The sequence below is a fragment of the Stenotrophomonas nitritireducens genome, from assembly GCF_001431425.1.
GTDB lineage: Bacteria > Pseudomonadota > Gammaproteobacteria > Xanthomonadales > Xanthomonadaceae > Stenotrophomonas > Stenotrophomonas nitritireducens.
In genome coordinates this window covers 124,657-142,848 of record NZ_LDJG01000017.1, presented here as the reverse complement: position 1 = coordinate 142,848, position 18,192 = coordinate 124,657, and the positions used below count along the sequence as shown (strand labels likewise).

Annotated in this window: 20 protein-coding genes; 14 read left to right on the top strand and 6 right to left on the bottom strand. The window is 65.4% G+C overall.

The window, feature by feature from the left end; all coding sequences use genetic code 11:
• The first annotated feature begins 9 nt into the window (after nt 1-9).
• The 14 genes from ABB22_RS12040 (at nt 10) to ABB22_RS11975 (ending at nt 11,963) form a co-directional block, all read left to right on the top strand.
• Nucleotides 10-417, top strand: a complete 408-nt coding sequence (locus ABB22_RS12040; protein ID WP_003116821.1) for a hypothetical protein — start codon at nt 10-12, stop codon at nt 415-417.
• A 16-nt stretch (nt 418-433) separates the two neighbouring features.
• Entirely contained in the window at nt 434-694 is a 261-nt protein-coding gene (locus ABB22_RS12035; protein WP_003090124.1) for a hypothetical protein, read from the top strand.
• A 76-nt stretch (nt 695-770) separates the two neighbouring features.
• Complete coding sequence (locus ABB22_RS12030; protein WP_003116820.1) at nt 771-1,418, top strand: hypothetical protein; 648 nt, start codon at nt 771-773, stop codon at nt 1,416-1,418.
• A 40-nt stretch (nt 1,419-1,458) separates the two neighbouring features.
• Nucleotides 1,459-2,592 (top strand): DUF6094 domain-containing protein, encoded by a 1,134-nt coding sequence (locus tag ABB22_RS12025; RefSeq protein WP_223224654.1) that lies wholly within the window; start codon nt 1,459-1,461, stop codon nt 2,590-2,592.
• Between the two features lie 50 nt (nt 2,593-2,642).
• Nucleotides 2,643-2,963 carry a hypothetical protein gene (locus ABB22_RS12020; RefSeq protein WP_003116818.1) on the top strand — a complete coding sequence of 107 codons (321 nt, stop codon included), beginning with the start codon at nt 2,643-2,645 and terminating at the stop codon, nt 2,961-2,963.
• Nucleotides 2,964-3,052: 89 nt separating this feature from the next.
• Nucleotides 3,053-3,358, top strand: a complete 306-nt coding sequence (locus tag ABB22_RS12015) for a hypothetical protein (RefSeq protein WP_003116817.1) — start codon at nt 3,053-3,055, stop codon at nt 3,356-3,358.
• Between the two features lie 136 nt (nt 3,359-3,494).
• Nucleotides 3,495-5,774 (top strand): helicase-related protein, encoded by a 2,280-nt coding sequence (locus tag ABB22_RS12010; RefSeq protein WP_004350563.1) that lies wholly within the window; start codon nt 3,495-3,497, stop codon nt 5,772-5,774.
• Nucleotides 5,775-5,912: 138 nt separating this feature from the next.
• On the top strand, nt 5,913-6,512 hold the full coding sequence (gene pilL2 / locus ABB22_RS12005) for a PFGI-1 class ICE element type IV pilus protein PilL2 (protein WP_003098890.1): 600 nt from the start codon (nt 5,913-5,915) through the stop codon (nt 6,510-6,512).
• Nucleotides 6,509-7,153, top strand: coding sequence for a hypothetical protein (locus tag ABB22_RS12000; RefSeq protein WP_003098888.1), 645 nt, complete (start codon nt 6,509-6,511; stop codon nt 7,151-7,153). Before pilL2 ends, ABB22_RS12000 begins: the two co-directional genes overlap by 4 nt.
• Nucleotides 7,154-7,165: 12 nt before the next feature.
• A complete protein-coding gene (locus tag ABB22_RS11995) occupies nt 7,166-7,903 on the top strand; it encodes a TIGR03759 family integrating conjugative element protein (protein ID WP_003098886.1) in 738 nt (245 codons plus the stop codon).
• A gap of 2 nt (nt 7,904-7,905) precedes the next feature.
• Nucleotides 7,906-8,475, top strand: coding sequence for a transglycosylase SLT domain-containing protein (locus tag ABB22_RS11990; RefSeq protein WP_003050289.1), 570 nt, complete (start codon nt 7,906-7,908; stop codon nt 8,473-8,475).
• Nucleotides 8,472-9,020 (top strand): integrating conjugative element protein, encoded by a 549-nt coding sequence (locus tag ABB22_RS11985; protein WP_003109779.1) that lies wholly within the window; start codon nt 8,472-8,474, stop codon nt 9,018-9,020. Before ABB22_RS11990 ends, ABB22_RS11985 begins: the two co-directional genes overlap by 4 nt.
• A gap of 4 nt (nt 9,021-9,024) precedes the next feature.
• Entirely contained in the window at nt 9,025-11,217 is a 2,193-nt protein-coding gene (gene traD / locus ABB22_RS11980; protein WP_057505255.1) for a type IV conjugative transfer system coupling protein TraD, read from the top strand.
• Complete coding sequence (locus ABB22_RS11975; RefSeq protein ID WP_003109778.1) at nt 11,214-11,963, top strand: TIGR03747 family integrating conjugative element membrane protein; 750 nt, start codon at nt 11,214-11,216, stop codon at nt 11,961-11,963. Before traD ends, ABB22_RS11975 begins: the two co-directional genes overlap by 4 nt.
• 40 nt (nt 11,964-12,003) lie before the next feature.
• On the opposite strand, the gene ABB22_RS11970 is transcribed toward ABB22_RS11975, so the two are convergent.
• The 6 genes from ABB22_RS11970 to cap6 all read right to left on the bottom strand — a co-directional run bounded on the left by ABB22_RS11970 (nt 12,004) and on the right by cap6 (nt 18,182).
• On the bottom strand, nt 12,004-14,571 hold the full coding sequence (locus ABB22_RS11970; RefSeq protein ID WP_003105622.1) for an AAA family ATPase: 2,568 nt from the start codon (nt 14,569-14,571) through the stop codon (nt 12,004-12,006).
• Nucleotides 14,572-14,637: 66 nt separating this feature from the next.
• Complete coding sequence (gene nucC, locus ABB22_RS11965) at nt 14,638-15,363, bottom strand: CBASS effector endonuclease NucC (RefSeq protein WP_003120003.1); 726 nt, start codon at nt 15,361-15,363, stop codon at nt 14,638-14,640.
• 38 nt (nt 15,364-15,401) lie between these two features.
• Nucleotides 15,402-16,304 carry a CBASS oligonucleotide cyclase gene (locus tag ABB22_RS11960; protein ID WP_003105624.1) on the bottom strand — a complete coding sequence of 301 codons (903 nt, stop codon included), beginning with the start codon at nt 16,302-16,304 and terminating at the stop codon, nt 15,402-15,404.
• Entirely contained in the window at nt 16,304-16,804 is a 501-nt protein-coding gene (gene cap7, locus ABB22_RS11955) for a type III CBASS phage resistance system CD-NTase-associated protein Cap7 (protein WP_003090159.1), read from the bottom strand. Before cap7 ends, ABB22_RS11960 begins: the two co-directional genes overlap by 1 nt.
• Nucleotides 16,801-17,271, bottom strand: coding sequence for a type III CBASS phage resistance system CD-NTase-associated protein Cap8 (gene cap8, locus ABB22_RS11950; RefSeq protein ID WP_003105626.1), 471 nt, complete (start codon nt 17,269-17,271; stop codon nt 16,801-16,803). Before cap8 ends, cap7 begins: the two co-directional genes overlap by 4 nt.
• Nucleotides 17,268-18,182 carry a CBASS system CD-NTase-associated protein Cap6 gene (gene cap6, locus ABB22_RS11945; protein ID WP_003105629.1) on the bottom strand — a complete coding sequence of 305 codons (915 nt, stop codon included), beginning with the start codon at nt 18,180-18,182 and terminating at the stop codon, nt 17,268-17,270. The genes cap8 and cap6 overlap by 4 nt, the downstream gene beginning before the upstream one ends.
• Nucleotides 18,183-18,192 lie beyond the last annotated feature (10 nt).

The window sequence follows — 18,192 nt, the reverse complement described above, 5'->3', positions numbered from 1 at the left end:
AGGCCTCTCATGGGCTGGTATTTCTCAAACCAATCGCGGTCCGAACTGATCGCGGAACTGATCGCACCGCAAGAGACCGAGCGCGCCAGCGTCAAGGTCATCGCTCACACCCTGCGCGGCAACGTGCTGTGGTCCGTCGCCGAAGTGACCGCCAAGGTCGAAGGCGTGCATCGTGATCTCGCACCGGGCCAGTCCCTGCGCTACATCCGCTGCGATCTGCTTGAACGAAGCGGCGGCCAGTGGGGCTACAAGTCCTTGGACGAGTCCATGCACCCGTACTACTACACGTGCCCGCTGTCCTATCTGGACCTCGCACCGGAGCAGTCCGCCGACTGGCGTGCAGGCGTTCGCGCCTACCACGCCCGGCGGCGCACACCCACGGCATCCGCGGCATCCGCCGCGGCGTCGATGGCCTGAGCCAGGAGGAACCGACATGGACCCGATCCTGGCAACGCTTCCGCCCTCGTTGCTGGCACTCGTTGAAGGGAGTTTGTCCAACGACGAAGTGTCCTCCGACGAGGAAATGCTGGCGTACTTCATCGACAACGGCCTCACCGAGGACCAGGCACGGCAGGCACTGACCTACCGCGACCAGTACCTCAACAACATCTACCTGGAAGGCTTCACGCCGATCACTTCGGCGGACGAGCCGCTTCACTTCAACCCGCACACCCGGCAGTTCGAGCCGGACTGAGCGGTTTTCTTCCACCCCCTGGGGCAGTACTTGCCCCAGCGGGCGGTGCTGTTCCCGTTCATCCGAGGACACCACCATGCCCGCAAACACTTCTTCCACGCTGTACCGCATCGACGAATGCCCGGACGTGATGGCCGACGCCTGCGTCGGCGATGACCAGGGCAACCTGATCTTCCTGTCCATCTGGGCGCGGGACACCGCCGTCCAGCAGTTCCTCGCTCGCCTGACCCTCGGGCGCGACGAGCAGGGACTGGACCAGTTCCACGTCATCACCGACCAGGGCGGCAGCGTCCCGGTATTCATCGGCAACGTCGATCGCCTGGAAAAGCGCATCACGCGCGCGTACCGGCGGACGCTGTTCGGCTCGCTGTCCAACGTGTGGCTGTTCGACCGGCGCTGCGTCAAGCCCGACAAGGCCAACGCCAGCGCATTGGCACTGCTGCCACGCGACAGCGCCCACAGGCTTGACCGCCTGTGGATGCTGGTGCGGGACACCTGCCCGTTGCCGCTGCTCGATCACTGGCGCGAGACCGTGCTGGAACTGCTGCAAACCCGCGAGATGCTGGCCCGCCTTCCGTTCGCCCTCGGGCCGCTGGAAGGCCATCGGCTCGCCATCGACGTGCCGGCGCTGACCCTGGCGCTCGGCTCCCTGATCCGCAGCGACGCGCTCACCGCCTATCCGTATCCGGCCAAGATTTGGACGCCGGAAGCGGTAGCGGCTTGACCCACCCTCGGAGGCACGCCTTGGCGTACTTCCGTGTTTCATCCCCGCCAACCAGGAGACTTCCATGGCCCTCATGTTCCCGCGGCTCGCCCGCAATTTCGTCAAGAACGGATATTTCCCGACCGACGAACCCACGCTCGAAAGAGCGCTCAACGCACTGATGCCCAGCGACGGGCCGATGTGCATCCTCGATCCCTGCGCCGGCGAAGGCGTGGCGATCGCCGAAGCCGCCCATGCCCTCGGGCGCGAGCAGGCAAAGGCGTTCGCCGTCGAGTTCGACGCGGAGCGGGCGCGCCATGCCCGCGGCCTGGTCGATCACTGCCTGCACGCGGACCTGATGGACACGATGGTCTCCAAGCAGTCCTTCGGGCTGCTCTGGCTCAACCCGCCGTATGGGGACCTGTCCAAGGACGTCAACGGCAACATCGGCTATCAGGGCCAGGGCCGTGCCCGCCTTGAAAAGCTGTTCTACCAGCGCACGCTCTCGCTGCTGCAATACGGCGGCGTGCTGGTTTTCATCGTCCCCGGCTACGTGCTCGACGCGGAGTTGGTCGGCTGGCTGACGCGCCACTACACGGACCTGCGCATCTACCGAGCGGTGGAGACGCAGTTCAAGCAGGTGGTGATCTTCGGACGCCGGGTGCGCCAGCGCGAGCAGGTGCCCGATGGCGTCAAGGCCGTGCGCAATCTGCTGTTGCAGGTAGGGCAAGGCGAAGTCGAAGCCGAGGAACTGCCGAGCGAGTGGCCGTTCCTGCCGTACATCGTCCCCGCCAGCCCGGCCGAGCCAGAGCATTTCTTCCGCGTGACGATGGAGCCCGAGCAGTTCGCCGATGAGGTTGGCAGGCTGCAAGGCTTGTGGCCATCGCAGGACACGCACCTGGGGGCTGCGCAGCAATCGCTGCGTCCACCGGCGCGGGCCTTGTCCCGCTGGCATCTCGCCCTGGCTCTGGCCGCGGGTGCGATCTCGGGGGTTGTGCGCTCCAAGACCGGGCGCGTGCTCGTCGTCAAAGGTGACACCCACAAGGACAAGACGCTCCAGCGGGAGTTCACCGAACGCGAAGACGGCTCCATCGCCGAGACCCGCATCCTCACCGACAAGTTCGTTCCCGTCATCCGCGCGTGGGACATGACACCTGGCTCCGCGACACGGGGCGAGGTGTTGACCATTCGCTGATCCACCGGACGCGCTGCCGTCCTGCTGTACCAACTCGAAGGAGAAACACCATGATCCCCAATCCGTTCAAGCGGCCTGCGCCGCACAAGCAACCGTTGTTCGCACCGAGTACGTTGAAGTTGAGCGAGAAGGTGCATTGGCTGGCCCGGCGAGGCCTGATCGACCCCTTGGCCTATGTCCAGCGCCATGTGCGCGGGGACTGGGGCGAGATCGATGAGGCCACACGCCAAGCCAACGACGTGGCGATCCAACAGGACAACCTAATGATCTCGCAGTTCAGGATCACGCCGGACCTGGCGCTGATCGTCAAGACCAGCGAGGACCACCAGACCACGGTGGTCCAGCTTCCCGAAGAGCGGGACCTGATCTGAGGCCCCACATCGTCATCCTCATCCACCTGACGGAGCCACTTCACTCCGGCAGGGGTGTCGTGGCTCAATGACTCATCAAGGAGGAGCCCATGGCATCGCATCGCATCGAAACCTACTGCCAGCGGCTGGCGTTCCCCATCGGGGCGCTCATCTTCAGCAGAGGTGTAGACCGCCTGGTCCGCGCGGGTCGCCTGGACCCGATCCCGTACTTCAGGCGCCACACCCGTGGCGACTGGGGCGACGTCAACATCCAGCAATGGCAGACGAACAGCAGCGCGCTTCAATCGGGCGCGTCGCTGGAATCGCACTACGTGATCCATCCGGGGCTCGCCATTCGCATCGTCACCGATTCGCAGCGCTGCGCAACCGTCATCGTGCTTCCGTCCGAAGACTGAGCACGGCTCACCTGCGGGCCGCCCAGGCCAGCACCTTCAACCACCCTCAGCCACGCGTCGATTCTCTTCCCACCACGGGGCATGCCATTGCCCCGCTGGGGGTGGTGCATGCCCCATTTTTCTTTGGAGCATCACCATGTCCCTCGATCTCGAAACCACTGCCGCTGAATCCGCGCCCGTACAGGGCGAACTGCTCGACGCGGAATCTTCCCCTCTGACCCTGAGCCTTCAGGATTTTGTCGGCGAGTTCGGCGACGAACTACTCGACGCCCTCAACAGCGCTAATCCGCCGGTCTATACCGGCCAACCGCAGGCGCACCGGCAACTGGTGGTCGCCAGCCTCAAGCGCAAGCTGTTCCCAGCCCAGGCCGAAGTCGTCCACGCCGCCGCCGAGCTGCTGATCGACCGTGGCGAACGTGCTGCGATCGTCAATGGCGAGATGGGCTGCGGCAAGACGACCGTCGGCATTGCCACGGCCGCCGTGCTCAACGCCGAAGGCTATCGCCGCACTCTGGTGCTGTCGCCGCCCCACCTGGTTTACAAGTGGCGGCGCGAGATCCAGGAGACGGTGGCCGGTGCCAAGGTGTGGGTACTCAACGGGCCGGATACGCTCGTCAAGCTCATCAAGCTGCGCGAGCAGTTGGGCGTGCAGCCCACGGGCCAGGAGTTCTTCGTCCTGGGGCGCGTCAGGATGCGGATGGGCTTTCACTGGAAGCCTGTCTTCACCACGCGGCGCACCCGCCACGGCGACGTGGCGGCCTGCCCGGACTGCGGCACGGTCATCACCGACCTCGACGGCGAGCCGGTCAACCCGATCGCGCTCCAAGCCGAGGAGTGCCGCAGGAAGTGCGGCCACTGCGCCGCGCCCCTGTGGACACTGATCCGCCCGCGCAGTCTGTCCGGCAGCGACCAGTCCTCGGCCGTGCTCAAAGCCTTAAAGCGCATACCGACCATCGGAGAGGTCACCGCGCAGAAGCTGATGCAAAAGTTCGGTGACGGGTTCCTGGCGTCGATGCTCGGCGACAACATCCATGAGTTCATCAACCTCATGGATGGCAACGGCGAGCTGGTGTTTTCCGACCGTCAGGCCACGCGCATGGAACGTGCGATGGCCAACATGGAGTTCGGCTTTGGCGAGGGCGGCTATCAGCCGTCCGAGTTCATCAAACGCTACCTGCCGCAAGGCACGTTCGACCTGCTCATCGCCGATGAGGCACATGAGTACAAGAACGGGGGCAGTGCCCAGGGCCAGGCCATGGGCGTGCTGGCGGCGAAGGCTCGCAAGACCTTGCTGCTGACCGGCACGTTGATGGGCGGCTACGGGGACGACCTGTTCCACCTGCTGTTCCGAGCCCTTCCGGGGCGGATGATCGAAGACGGCTACCGCCCGACCACGAGCGGCAGCATGACCTCGGCTGCGATGGCGTTCATGCGCGATCACGGGGTGTTGAAGGACATCTACTCCGAGAGCACCGGCACGGCGCACAAGACGGCCAAGGGCACCAAGGTATCGGTGCGCACGGTCAAGGCCCCGGGGTTTGGCCCCAAGGGCGTGCTGCGCTGCATCCTGCCGTTCACGATCTTTCTCAAGCTCAAGGACATCGGTGGCAACGTCCTGCCGCCGTATGACGAGGAGTTCCGTGAAGTCGCGATGGACACGGCGCAAGCCGCGGCCTACCGCGATCTGGCGGGTCGGCTGACCGCGGAGCTGAAACAGGCTCTGGCGCGACGCGATACGACCTTGCTGGGTGTGGTCCTCAACGTGCTGCTGGCCTGGCCGGATTGCTGCTTCCGGTCGGAGACCGTGGTGCATCCGCGCACGCGCAACACCTTGGCGTTTGTCCCGGCTCAGTTCAACGAGTTCGAGATCAGCCCCAAGGAGCGTGAGCTGATCGACATCTGCAAAGAGGAGAAGGCGCAGGGCCGCAAGGTCCTGGCCTACACGGTCTATACCGGCACGCGCGACACCACGTCGCGCCTGAAGGTGTTGCTGGAGCAGGAAGGCTTCAAGGTGGCGGTGCTGCGCGCGAGCGTGGATGCCAGCCGCCGCGAAGACTGGATCGCCGAGCAACTGGACCGTGGCATCGACGTGCTCATCACCAACCCCGAGTTGGTCAAGACGGGGCTGGACCTGTTGGAGTTCCCGACGATCGTGTTCATGCAGTCGGGCTACAACGTGTACTCGCTCCAGCAGGCGGCACGCCGCTCCTGGCGCATCGGGCAGAAGCAGCCCGTGCGTGTGATCTACCTCGGCTACGCCGGTTCCTCGCAGATGACCTGCCTGGAGCTGATGGCCAAGAAGATCATGGTCTCGCAGTCCACCTCGGGCGACGTGCCCGAATCCGGGCTCGATGTCCTGAACCAGGACGGTGATTCCGTCGAGGTCGCACTGGCCCGGCAGCTTGTCGCCGCATGACACGTTCCACTTACGGCCCTTCGGGGCCGTTTTTTTTGCCGCTCCCGGTAAATCGGACGCTGCCTGGTTCGCATTGTTTGCTGCCGCTCGCGGCCTGAGCGGCGATGGTGAGGGCTGGATGTTTCAGGACGCCGAGCTATGTGCCCCTCTCCACCGTGGTTTCACTATCCCGAACGCCGCCTTCTGGCGGGATTTCTCGGCCTGCTGTGGTCGGTGCTGGCCGGTGGCTGCGCGACGACGACTGCGCCGGTCGCGCCCGACACCATCGCGGAAGTCTTGGCCGCGCCTGAACCCGAGGCTTCCGAGTACATCCCGGTCGTGCGCTACGCCCGCTACACACTGGTCGAACTGGCACCCATGGCGGCGCAGCGCGACCTGTTGTTGCAGACCATCGACGTGTCCATGCCCGAGGATGCCCGCGCCACGGTCGGGGATGGGCTTCGGCACGTGCTCAAACGCAGCGGCTATGGCCTGTGCCAGACCGCGCATGCCGTGATCGAGCTGTACGCGCTGCCGTTGCCGGCGGTACACCTGCACCTCGGCCCCATGACCTTGCGCGATGCGCTGCTCACGCTGGCTGGCCCGGCCTGGGAACTGCACGCGGATGACCGCGCACGGCAAATCTGCTTCGAGCGGCCCGGCGATCGCGCGGTCGCCGAGTCCCCATCCGAGCCACCCGCCACCGAGGCGGTGCAGACGTTCCCGCTGGCACCCATGGTTTCGGGAGGCCAGCCATGAACGCCCCGCAACCTGCCCAGCGATCGACCGCCGCCGTGGTGGTGCAGAGCCTGATGTGGCTCTGGTTGATCTTCCTCAGCGTCTTGGCGGCCCTGGGCTACCAGGCCCTCAGCGACCAGGCCGACCAGGAGCGGCTGGATTCCCGCCTGCAACGCCTGGAAGCGCAGGCAACTGGCTTGGCCGAGACGATCGAGGCCATCCAGCAGCGCCCGGCCGTCGCGACGGACGCTGACCTCAAAGACACCCGCCAGATTCTGGAAGCACGCGCGGCCCAGGTCGAGAAATCTCTCAGTGGCTACGCAGCGGCCGACGACCTCCAGGCGCTGCGCGCGGAGGTCGAGCAGATCAAGGCGCGCCAAGCCGCCGCGCGTGCCACCGCACCCGCCCAGCGGCGCGCATCGCGCACGTCCGCCGCCTCCAAGACCGAGCTGCCGCCGCTGCCATTCCGCGTCGTCGGCGCCGAACTGCGCGCCGGCCAGCGCAGCGTGTCCGTCGCGCCGAGCATCGGGGACTTCACGCCCGCCCAACTTCAGGTGCTGCTGCCCGGGGATGCGGTCGGCCCGTGGCGCCTGCAGGCGATCGAGGGCAACACCGCAGTGTTCCAGGCCGGCAACCAGACCCGCCGCGTGGCGATTCCCTGACCGGAGCACCCCATGAAGCCGTCGATCCTCCTTTTCGCGGTCCTGGTGGCGTCGTCGCAATGGCCCGCCTGGGCGCAGCAGCCCGCAACGACCTCGGCGCGCAACGCACAGAGCCAGGAGCGCCCGCTGGCCGCCCGCGTGCTGGACGACCGGGTGGCAACCGAATGGGGCTTGCAGCCACAAGAATGGGCACGCTACCGCGAGCTGATGGATGGGCCGCTGGGTATCTACTCGCCCAACCTGGACCCGCTGTCCGCCCTGGGCATCGAAGCTCGCACGGACGAAGAACGGCGCCGCTATGCGGAACTGCAGGTGCAGGTGGAAGCGCGCCGCGTCGAGAAGCTGCTCGCCTACCAGCGCGCCTACGACGAGGCCTGGCAGCGCCTGAATCCGGGGATGCAGCGCGTGAACCTGCCCGACGACAAGCCGGGCGCCGGCCCATCCAGCAGTCCCTTGCGCGGCAGCGGCCGCATGGCGGTGTTCGTCAAGGACGGCTGCGCAGCCTGCGGACAGCTCGTGCAGCGCCTGCAATCCTCGGGCGCGGAGTTCGACCTGTACATGGTGGGCAGCCGCCAGGATGACGCGCGCATCCGCGACTGGGCCAAGCGCGCGCAGATCGACCCGGCGCGCGTGCGCGCCGGCAGCATCACGCTCAACCACGACGGCGGCCGCTGGCTGTCACTGGGCCTGCCCGGCGATCTGCCCGCCGCCGTGCGCGAAGTGAACGGCCAATGGCAGCGCCAGCCGTAGCCATGCCCCTGCGCGCACTGGTGCTCACTGCCGGCCTGTATGCCGTTGCCGCCCTGGCCCAGGAGGTTCCGCCACCGGCTTACCAGCTTGCCGCCCAGCGCGCAGGCATCCCCTCGACCGTGCTCTACGCCGTGGCCTTGCAGGAGAGCGGCATCCGGCGCAACGGGCGCCTGGTGCCGTGGCCGTGGTCCCTCAACGTCGCCGGCCAGTCGCGCCGCTTCGCCACGCGCGCCGACGCCTGCGCTGGCCTGCAGCAGGCGATGCGCGCCACGCCGCACACGCGCATTGATGCGGGCCTGGGCCAGATCAACCTCGGCTACCACAAGCACCGCTTTACCGGCGCGTGCGACCTGCTGGATCCGTATCGCAACCTGGCCGTTGCCGCCGAGATCCTGAAGGAGCAGCACACCCCCGGCGAGGACTGGCTGCTGGCGATCGGCCGCTACCACCGCCCCGCAGGCGGCGAGCCCGCCGCCCGCTATCGGCGCAGCGTGTCGCGCCACCTTGCCCGCGTGCAGGGCACGCGACCAGCCGCCGCGGTCCTCGCGGCGCGCCAGGAGACCTCCCCATGACGAAACCCCATCCCGCCCATCTCGCGTTCACGGGCCTACTCATGCTGCTGTCAGGCCTGCCGCTGGCCTCGCGTGCCGGCGAGCCACTGATCGTTGTCGAGGACCGTGGCGGCACGTCGGCATTGCCGTACTACGAAGCCCTGAATCTCCAGCCGCGCGCCAACGCACCGGCGCGGCCGTCCATCCCGACGCCCCAGGTTCCTGCCACACGGGCGGACGAAGCCGCGATGCTGCCGGTGCGCAGCGCCAAGCTCACGCCCGGCACCGTCGCGCGACGGGTGATCGAAGCGCCCGGCCTGCGGCCGTTCGTGGTCATCGGCGACGACGAGGCTTCCCGGGCCTGGTTGCAGCGCCGCGCCGCCGCTTTGCGCGAACGTGGCGCGGTCGGCCTGGTCGTCAACGTCGAGACCGCGCAGGGCCTGGCGCGGCTGCGCGCCCTGGTGCCGGGCGTGCCGCTCGCGCCCGTGGCCGGCGACGACCTGGCCGATCGCCTGGGCCTGCGGCACTACCCGGCGCTGATCACGGCCACCGGCATCGAGCAATGAAGCCATGTCGGGCAAACAGCCGGTCGAGGTTCTGCTACGCCCAGCGGTGGAGCTATACACCGTCGCGGCGTGTGCAGGCGCCGCGTTTCTGTGCCTGGTGGCCCCATGGTCGCTCGCGCTGAGCCCGGCCATGGGCATCGGCAGCGCCTTGGCGTTCGGCGCCTACGGCGCGATCCGCTACCGCGATGCCCGCATCATCCTGCGCTACCGGCGCAACATCCGCCGTCTGCCGCGTTACGTGATGACCAGCAAGGACGTGCCGGTCAGCCAGCAGCGCCTATTCGTGGGGCGCGGCTTTCTCTGGGAGCAGAAGCACACGCATCGGCTGATGCAGACGTACCGGCCCGAGTTCCGCCGCTACGTCGAGCCGACGCCGGCCTACCGGCTGACCAGGCGCCTGGAGGAACGGCTGGAGTTCGCGCCATTGCCGCTCTCGCGCCTGCCGAAGCTCACCGGCTGGGACGCGCCTTTCAACCCCGTGCGCCCGTTGCCGCCTGTCGGCGGCCTGCCAAGGCTGCACGGCATCGAGCCCGACGAAGTGGACGTCAGCCTGCCGCTGGGCGAGCGCGTCGGGCACTCGCTGGTGCTGGGCACCACGCGGGTGGGCAAGACGCGCCTGGCCGAGTTGTTCGTCACGCAGGACATCCGTCGCAGGAATGCTGCCGGCGAGCATGAGGTCGTCATCGTCATCGACCCCAAGGGGGATGCCGATCTCTTGAAACGGATGTACGTCGAAGCCCAGCGCGCTGGCCGCGAAGGCGAGTTCTACATCTTCCACTTGGGCTGGCCGGAAATCAGCGCCCGCTACAACGCCGTGGGCCGCTTCGGTCGGATCTCGGAAGTGGCGACACGCATCGCGGGGCAGCTCTCCGGCGAAGGCAACAGCGCGGCGTTCCGCGAGTTCGCATGGCGCTTCGTGAACATCATCGCCCGCGCCCTGGTGGAACTGGGGCAGCGCCCGGACTACATGCTGATCCAGCGCCACGTCATCAACATCGACGCGCTGTTCATTGAGTACGCCCAGCACTACTTTGCCAAGACGGAGCCCAAGGCCTGGGAGGTGATCGTCCAGATCGAGGCCAAGCTCAACGAGAAGAACATCCCAAGGAACATGATCGGGCGCGAGAAGCGTGTGGTGGCGCTGGAGCAATACCTCTCCCAGGCGCGCAACTACGACCCTGTGCTCGATGGCCTGCGCTCGGCGGTGCGCTACGACAAGACCTACTTCGACAAGATCGTTGCATCGCTGCTGCCGCTGCTGGAAAAGCTCACGAGCGGCAAGATCGCCCATCTCCTGGCGCCGAACTACTCCGACCTGGCCGACCCGCGCCCGATCTTCGACTGGATGCAGGTCATCCGAAAGCGGGCCATCGTCTATGTGGGTCTGGATGCGTTGTCTGACGCCGAGGTCGCCGCAGCGGTCGGCAATTCGATGTTCTCTGACCTGGTTTCGGTGGCCGGACACATCTACAAGCACGGAATCGACGATGGCCTGCCCGGCGCAGTGGCTGGCGCTCGCGTGCCGATCAACGTTCATGCCGACGAATTCAATGAACTGATGGGCGATGAATTCATCCCGCTCATCAACAAGGGCGGCGGTGCCGGCCTGCAAGTCACGGCGTACACGCAGACGCTCTCGGACATCGAGGCCCGCATCGGAAATCGCGCGAAGGCCGGCCAAGTGATCGGGAATTTCAACAATTTATTCATGTTGCGCGTGCGCGAGACGGCCACCGCGGAACTGCTGACGAGGCAGTTGCCGAAGGTCGAGGTCTATACAACCACCATCGTCTCGGGCGCGACGGACAGCTCAGACATCCGCGGCGCGACGGATTTCACGTCGAACACCCAGGACCGCATCAGCATGGCCAGCGTGCCGATGATCGAGCCGTCACACGTCGTCGGCCTGCCCAAGGGCCAGTGCTTCGCGCTGCTGCAGGGCGGCCAGCTCTGGAAGGTGCGTATGCCGCTGCCGGCGCCGGACCCGGATGAAGTGATGCCGGCGGACCTGCAGCAACTGGCCGGGTACATGCGCCAGAGCTACAGCGAGGCCACGCAGTGGTGGGAGTTCACCAGCTCGTCGGCCTTGCAGGATGCGGCCTTGCCCGACGACCTGCTGGACGATGCCGCTGCGGCCGAGCCCGGCGCGGTGGCCACCGGCGCCGACGATGGCGCGGGCAACGAGGCCGTGCCATGAAGGATGCCGCCTCGACCGCGCAGCGGGAGCAGAACCATCGCCAAGGCTTGATCGTCGGCACCATCACCTTACCGTTCCGGCTGCTCGGGGTGCTCATTGGCTCGCTGCTGTTCTCGATCGTGGTGGAGTGCGCCGGCATGCACCTGTTCTGGAAGGACCAGGGCTGGCGCCACTCCCAGCAGATGCTGCGGTACGAACTCGGGCACCTGTCCAACCACTTCACGCGCAGCGTGGTGGTACAGGAGCCCGGGCGCACGGCGCACGAGTTGGTGGATACCGGGTACGAGTGGGTGTTCGTGCGCTCGGGGTTGCTGGAGCGCATGAGCCAGACCGCCGAGCGCGTCCGCGCGCCCAGCCACGGGCAGAGCCGCAACTTCCGCTACTACATCAGCCAAGTCTATGTCTGGGCCGAAAGCTACCTGATCGCTGCGGCCTTCACGACGCTCACCTTCCTGGTGCGCCTGCTGGTCCTGGTGCTCACGCTGCCGCTGATCCTCACGGCGGCATTCGTCGGCCTGATTGACGGCCTGGTGCGACGGGATGTGCGCCGGTTCGGCGCGGGCCGCGAATCCGGCTTCATCTACCACCGCGCGAAGGCCAGCCTGATGCCGTTGGCCGTGCTGCCTTGGGTCACCTATCTCGCTCTGCCCATATCGGTGCATCCTCTGGTCATCCTGCTGCCCAGCGCGGCGTTGCTGGGGATGGCAGTCAGCCTGACCGCAGGCAGCTTCAAGAAGTACTTATGAGGTGACACGGGCGGCACGGCTCTGCAAAGCCGTGTGCCGTTCATCGGTTCTGCAGGGTATCAAGAGCAGCATCCAACGCCGTAACCGCCTCGACGACCGTTCTTACCGTCGCCCGATCAAACTCATGATCGCGCTGAGCGTCGTGCACACCGCTATTGAGGTAACCCCATTCAATACTCGTACCGCTGACATTGAGCAGCCGGACCAACGCCCCTACGGCATCCGGCGCACCCGCATGTTGCGCCGCGATACGCTCGACGGCCGACCGCAACTTGGTGCATTTATTGTTCAGCTCCCAAGGCGCGCGGGGCCCGCTCAGCTTGATGTCGATCCGGCCGTCCGCCCGCCGACCCAGCCACGTCCACAGGCGGTCCGTCAGACTCTCCAGCGCCGGCCGGGCCTGACGCAGTGCCTCGCGTTTCTCGTCAGCCGCCAACGCCTGCTGGGCCAGAAGAACATAGTTCTTCGCTGGCGGGTCGCTGTCGACCCGCAGTTCGTGCTCTCCCTGATGCGGGAGAAACTTGTAGCGCTTAATGGCCGCGGCGCGGCGCACGCCCAACTCCTGCTGGATGCGGTGCAGGAACTCCTCTGCGTGCGAGGTGAGGATAACCTGCTTGCCGTGGAGCAAACCGTCCTCGAAGAAGGTACGCCAGATGCCATCGCGATGGTCGTCGTCGATCGCGTTGACGACGTCATCGAATATGACCACGGGGCAGCCCTGCGCGAGGTTCTTGGCAAGCAGAATCGCCAGGCCCAGGCATTTGATGTGCCCTTCGCTGAAGACGATCAACGCGTCGTAGCGCGCGCCCGGCTCGCCGGCGAACTCCACCTCGATCTTGCCGTTCTCGGCCACGGGCAACCACAGCGCGTGCAGCAGATCGCCGGGCGGATCGGCCCGGTTGAATGCGTTGTAGAGATGGCGGGCTTGGTCTCCCAGCCCCTGTAGCAGAACCCCCGGCAGAGCGGTCAGGTATGCCTGAATCTCGGGCAGGAAGCCGTCGTAGGCGGCCTTGACCCGCTGATGGTGCACCACCACCGGCATTTCGTCCGTGGCCGCCTGGATCAGGCCGCGGTTCGCGTCGTCGAATTGGGCCACGGTTTGGCGGGCGGCCGCCAGCTCCTGATCCGCAGTCGTGCGCATGGTCCGCAGCCGTTCGATCTCCAGCTGATGCTGTTGCAGGCGGTCCCGCTCCTGGGCCATCGCGCCGCGCTGGGCATTCACGTCGCGCGCCTGCGCGTCGAAGCCTTCGATGATCTGTGCGATCCGTAAGAGGGCTTGCCAGGCGCGCTGGTCCCCATTCACCCCGCCGCCGAGCCAATTGCCCGCCGACGTGGGAGGCAGCAGTGGCAGGCCCGCGGCCTGCGATTCGGCAGGACAAGCGACCCCAGCCGCCGCCACCACGCGGCGCATTTCGTCACACAGCGCTCGGACCGCCTCGCTCAACTGCGTCCGATGCCCGGCCTCCTGCTGCTGCAGGACGGCCAGTTGCGCGAGCTGCTCCAGGCCCATTCGCGCCCTGGCGAACGGGTCCTGCGCCACGGCGGCCAGTTCGGTTCCACATGCCGGACACGCGGTCGCCCCGTCCGCCAACGCTTGCACGGCCTCGTAGAGCTTCGCGTACGACACCTCGCCGGCGCGGGCCGCGAGTTGCGCGGAAGACGCTTGCCACAGTCCCTGGACGCGGTAGGCCTCTGCCAGCAACGCTTGCAGGCGGGCCTGGGTCACCTCGTGAATGGCAGGCGGGTTGGCGTCCAGCTGAGCCTGGACATACGGTAGCCGTCCTTGCTGCTGCGGCGTACCCAGCAGCCAGTCCACGCAGGTTTGATAGGTCGCGCCAGGTGACATGCGCTGCGCCAAAGCTTGTTCCAGGCCCTCGACCGCTGCGATCTTCTGCGGGTAGGCGGCGATGGTCTGTTCGGAGTTCGCCAACTGCAGGCGACGCTGCGCCAGCTGCGCCGCCTGCACGCCGGCAAGCATCAGGTCCTGATCGAGCGAGGGGTTGAAGCCGCGCACGAACTCGCTGAACTGGTCCACGCCGAACAGGGTGGCGATGAGCTGGCGCTGATCGCTCGGGGTCCGCGCGGCGATTCGGGCGAAATCGTCGAGGCGGTTCTTCTCGATGAAGCAGAAGCGATACTCAGCTTCGTCGGGCTGGACGGCCTGCGCCTCGCCCGCCGCCGTAGACGACAGGACTGGCGCGATGTGGCGGCGCAGGCGAGCGTTGTTGCAGTACGTCCGCTGGTCGACCCGCTTGGCCTGCGCTTCGCTGATCGAACCGAGCATCGCCACTTCCAAGGCTTCGCAGAAGCTGCTCTTGCCGGTGCCGTTGGCACCGTAGACCAAGGTGATGTCATGGCTGAGGTCGAACGTCTCCTGCCGCATGAATCCTCGAAACGGCCCGACTTCGAGCTGGTGCAGTCGCCCGAGCGCCGGCCCGTTTTCGGGGCCGCGCGCGTCCCCGTCGTAGGCGACAGGCATCTGCGCCAGATGCGCGATGGCCAGCGGCGCCAAGCGCGTGGAGCGCCCCCGGCGTGCAGCACCGACCTCGGCCAGTGGCTGCAGGTGATCGAGCACCAGGTGCGCCAGCCGGCGCACGTCGTCGTGCACGTGCCGCTGCGTCAAGTGCGCCAGGAACCGGTGGTACTCCGAACGTATGCTTGCCACAGCGACCCCTCACTTGGTCAACCACTGACCGTAAGCCTCCACATCGATCATGGGGACCGTTCCACTGAACTGAAGCTGCGCGATCAGCTTGAAAAGAAACGCGGTCGCCGGCTTGTTTTCGTTGGTGTAGCTGTACGCGCCGCTGGCTTGGTCATAGAAAAAGTGCCCGTGGGCGGCAACGCATCCGATGTCCAGACGCCCCTCGGTGAGGTTTGCGTTCAGCGCCTTGTCCATGGATGGGCCCAATGCAGGACTCCATTCGCTCTCGAAGGTGAGCAAGCCACCCAGAATCGGAATCAACGGCTTCGCTGGGTAGGTCCCGCCAGCGTGCGGGATCGGCAGGCTCGTGCGGTGCAGCCTGCGCACACTGGCGACCTTCTCCTGGGCATAGGCCACAAGCCCCGCGTCAGCCGTCTGCTTGGCCTCGAACACGGCGTACACGCTTTCGGCTGGAATGATCGTCTCGTTCTCGTAGGTGAAGATAAAAGGCGAATATTGCCGATCAAACACCACCACATCGATCTGCTGGCTGAAGTTCCCCAGGCTGTCCACCACATGCGCCTTCGCCGCCTGGTACCGTTTGGGCAGATAGGTATCCAGCATGTCGATCCAGACGTTCTCGCTCGCATCCCCCTTCGCACCCGGGTGACCGAAGGTCTTGCGTACTACGGACAAGCGCTGCTGGATGTCTTCATGCAGGGACGACAGGAGCTGGGAAAGCGACCACTGGGACATGCTGTACCTCGATGGGACGTGTATGGAAGCCGATGGAATCAGGACAGTGGGAACTTGGGGCCAAACAGTGCGCGCCAGGCGCGAAGCGCTTCGATATTGCGACCACGACGCGCGTGGTCGATGGCGATGCTTGCGTCCTGGCTCGCCTGGAACAGCAGCTGCTGCGCGCGCTGCTTGCGCGCGGCATCCATATCGTTGCTGATTGCCGGGCCAAGTCCGGCGGGATCCGGCCACTCGTCATGAACACGATCGGCAAGCGTGGCAAAGAACGACTGGATCTCGCGATCGAACGATCCTCCCCAGCCGCCGTAAAGACACTCAAGGGCCATTACCTCGATCAGGAACGAGGGCTTCACCGGCTTCTGATCGCCGTGCTTGGGATTGTTGTTCCAGTACTTCACCATGCGCACGAGACCTTTCCACTCATTGCCATAGGCTTGGTGCGCTGCGGTCGCCTTGTCCTTATGGATCTCCGGGTCCGTCTTGATCCACTTTCCGGACGCCGTATCGGGGATCTCATACTGGTCGCCGGTGTCGAATGCGGGCACCGCATCCACGCTGACCACCCGGTAGTCCGTGTTGTCCTCCGCGTCGATGTGAACACCGAAATCCACGTTGATCGAGCGCGCCTGTTTGCGCACGGCCGCCGAACCGTATTTCTCCACCAATGCAGAGTGGAAATCATCCAGCACTACCGATGCGGCCTTGCCGTGGTAATGCTTCTCCGAGTCCTTCAGCACGAAGAAGATGTCGATATCCTTGAGCGGCTTCGTCTTCGTGTATCGAGCATAGGACCCGGTCAGGAAGCTGCGCGCGATGCCGAACTTGGTCTGCAGGTAGTCCCGCACTTCGTTCTGGCGTTGCGAGGCATTCTTCTGTTCGCGTTCGTTGAGTTCCAGACGCGACTTGAACTTGCGAAAAGCTTCATCGATCGACAGCATCAGCGTTGCCTCCAATATCCGGCCTGACCCGCCAGGCCGCTGTGTTCGACAGTCGAGCCTAGGCTCTGCTTGACCATTCCATCCGTCGAGCGATAACTTCCTTTGCTCCACCCCTCCACATCAGGCCGCCCTGGCTTTGTATCGAGCATTAACTTGTACTTGGCCTGCGATGGCAGCAGCCCAGCTTTCTTGATCGCGTACTTCAACTGCTCGGTATCTGTCCAGAAGCTGCCGTCGCCATCGGACCACCCATACACGATGTCGATATCCCATCGGGTCACGAGTTTGTCGGTTGCCGGGTTGTAGATCTCCAGAATCACCTTGCGCAGATCACCGGTCCCGAGCCACGTCTTGATGGCTCGGGTATTGCTCTCCCAGCGATCCGCGAAGTGCTCGGGGTCCAGCCCACTGAGCAGGATGATGTCTTTCAAGCTCTTGAGGATGTTGTCGGTCACATAGGTAACCGAGTGCGTGTACGAGTAGGTGGCGACGGTGCTCATGACTTGAGGAAACCTCCGAGGTCGAGCGACAGCGCTTGTCCAGCATCGGCCTGCGCCTGCGTGGCAATTCCTTGGCTCAAGTCCCGTGCAATGATGCGAGAACTGTGCTTTTTGAGCGCGGTTTGCACCCAGCCGAGCTGCTCCTTCGGACACGGCAGCGAGACTCCCCAGTCTCCCTTCAACGGCTCGAACCCCAAGACTTCTTCGTTGGCATCATCACCATCGATCGCGTCTTCGTCGAAGAGGCAGTAGATCCTGGTCCGTGGTCCATCGCATGTCGCAACGATGGGCGCGCTCTTGGGTGCCTGGTCGGCGATCAAGCTGGCGGCCACGCCCGCCACGGCCCTGAGTTCAGAGCGAGCCGTGCCGTCCTTGCCCTGAGTGAGCAGTTCGACAATGGCATCCCACGTCTGCAACGCATCGCGGTGCGGCGAGCTGCGAAACGTCCGGCTGACAACGGTGGTCATTTTTGCTTCCCTCCTTGAAGGCGCATTTGCGTTGCCTGTCGTATCGCACTGCGCAGGTGCTCTACGGAAAGCTTGTTCGGATCGATAGCCACTTGCGGGTCGGCCGCGAGGGCGTTGGCTACGACCTTGCGAATGGCCCGACCATCCAATCCGACGCACTCGCCAGCGCACGCGTCGAACTGGTGAGCCGAGGAAAGCTTGCCAATCCCCGGAAATGTCTTTGCCAGGCCATTCAGGCAGTCCACCAGGATCTGCTTGCAGGCATCCTTGCCGGGCAGTGGCACCTCCATCACCATGTCGCAACGAGATAGGAAGGCACTGTCGACGGCCTGTGGGAAGTTGCTGGTGGCCACGAACAGCAGATGCGGGTTGCGTTCGGCCAACATGTCCAACTGCACCAACACCGCGTCGGTGGCCCGGTGCACATCAACCGGGTTGGCTTCCAGGCTGAGCTTGGCTCGATCAGCCGCAAGCGTTTCGACCTCGTCCAGAAGGACGATCGTCGGGCCCGCCGCTGCGGATTCTGCGATCGATTGCGAGAACAGGTCTGCCACGGCGCGTTGAGTCTTTCCCATTGCAGAGCTCGTCAGCGTGTGAGGCTCTACTTCCAGCAATCGAAACTTCGCAGAAGAAAAAGATTCGGCCACACGATGCGCCAAGCCCCGTGCCAAGGAGGTCTTCCCAGTCCCCGGCGGGCCGACCAACAAGATCACGCCGTGCAGGGGGAGTACCGTGCGCTCCACCTTGGGGCGCACCGTGAAGTTGACGATCGCCTGTGACAGCAACTGCTTCTTGAGAGCTTCGTCCATGACGATGGAATCCCACAGGGCGCCCAGCGACGTGTCCGGCAGCTTCCAGCTTCGATGGATGCCTTTCGGCAAAGTGGCGTCTGATGAAGGATTCTTGGTCATCCGTGGCTCT

Bases quoted from the DNA above. Each gene is read 5' to 3' on its own strand.
- cap8 (WP_003105626.1), bottom strand. From the start codon at position 17,271: ATGACCACCGTTGTCAGCCGGACGTTTCGCAGCTCGCCGCACCGCGAT.
- ABB22_RS11990 (WP_003050289.1), top strand. From the start codon at position 7,906: ATGCCCCTGCGCGCACTGGTGCTCACTGCCGGCCTGTATGCCGTTGCC.
- ABB22_RS11985 (WP_003109779.1), top strand. From the start codon at position 8,472: ATGACGAAACCCCATCCCGCCCATCTCGCGTTCACGGGCCTACTCATG.
- ABB22_RS11995 (WP_003098886.1), top strand. From the start codon at position 7,166: ATGAAGCCGTCGATCCTCCTTTTCGCGGTCCTGGTGGCGTCGTCGCAA.
- ABB22_RS11960 (WP_003105624.1), bottom strand. From the start codon at position 16,304: ATGCTGTCGATCGATGAAGCTTTTCGCAAGTTCAAGTCGCGTCTGGAA.
- pilL2 (WP_003098890.1), top strand. From the start codon at position 5,913: ATGTGCCCCTCTCCACCGTGGTTTCACTATCCCGAACGCCGCCTTCTG.
- cap6 (WP_003105629.1), bottom strand. From the start codon at position 18,182: ATGACCAAGAATCCTTCATCAGACGCCACTTTGCCGAAAGGCATCCAT.
- ABB22_RS11975 (WP_003109778.1), top strand. From the start codon at position 11,214: ATGAAGGATGCCGCCTCGACCGCGCAGCGGGAGCAGAACCATCGCCAA.
- nucC (WP_003120003.1), bottom strand. From the start codon at position 15,363: ATGTCCCAGTGGTCGCTTTCCCAGCTCCTGTCGTCCCTGCATGAAGAC.
- ABB22_RS12035 (WP_003090124.1), top strand. From the start codon at position 434: ATGGACCCGATCCTGGCAACGCTTCCGCCCTCGTTGCTGGCACTCGTT.
- cap7 (WP_003090159.1), bottom strand. From the start codon at position 16,804: ATGAGCACCGTCGCCACCTACTCGTACACGCACTCGGTTACCTATGTG.
- ABB22_RS12010 (WP_004350563.1), top strand. From the start codon at position 3,495: ATGTCCCTCGATCTCGAAACCACTGCCGCTGAATCCGCGCCCGTACAG.
- ABB22_RS12015 (WP_003116817.1), top strand. From the start codon at position 3,053: ATGGCATCGCATCGCATCGAAACCTACTGCCAGCGGCTGGCGTTCCCC.
- traD (WP_057505255.1), top strand. From the start codon at position 9,025: ATGTCGGGCAAACAGCCGGTCGAGGTTCTGCTACGCCCAGCGGTGGAG.
- ABB22_RS12020 (WP_003116818.1), top strand. From the start codon at position 2,643: ATGATCCCCAATCCGTTCAAGCGGCCTGCGCCGCACAAGCAACCGTTG.
- ABB22_RS12030 (WP_003116820.1), top strand. From the start codon at position 771: ATGCCCGCAAACACTTCTTCCACGCTGTACCGCATCGACGAATGCCCG.
- ABB22_RS12040 (WP_003116821.1), top strand. From the start codon at position 10: ATGGGCTGGTATTTCTCAAACCAATCGCGGTCCGAACTGATCGCGGAA.
- ABB22_RS12000 (WP_003098888.1), top strand. From the start codon at position 6,509: ATGAACGCCCCGCAACCTGCCCAGCGATCGACCGCCGCCGTGGTGGTG.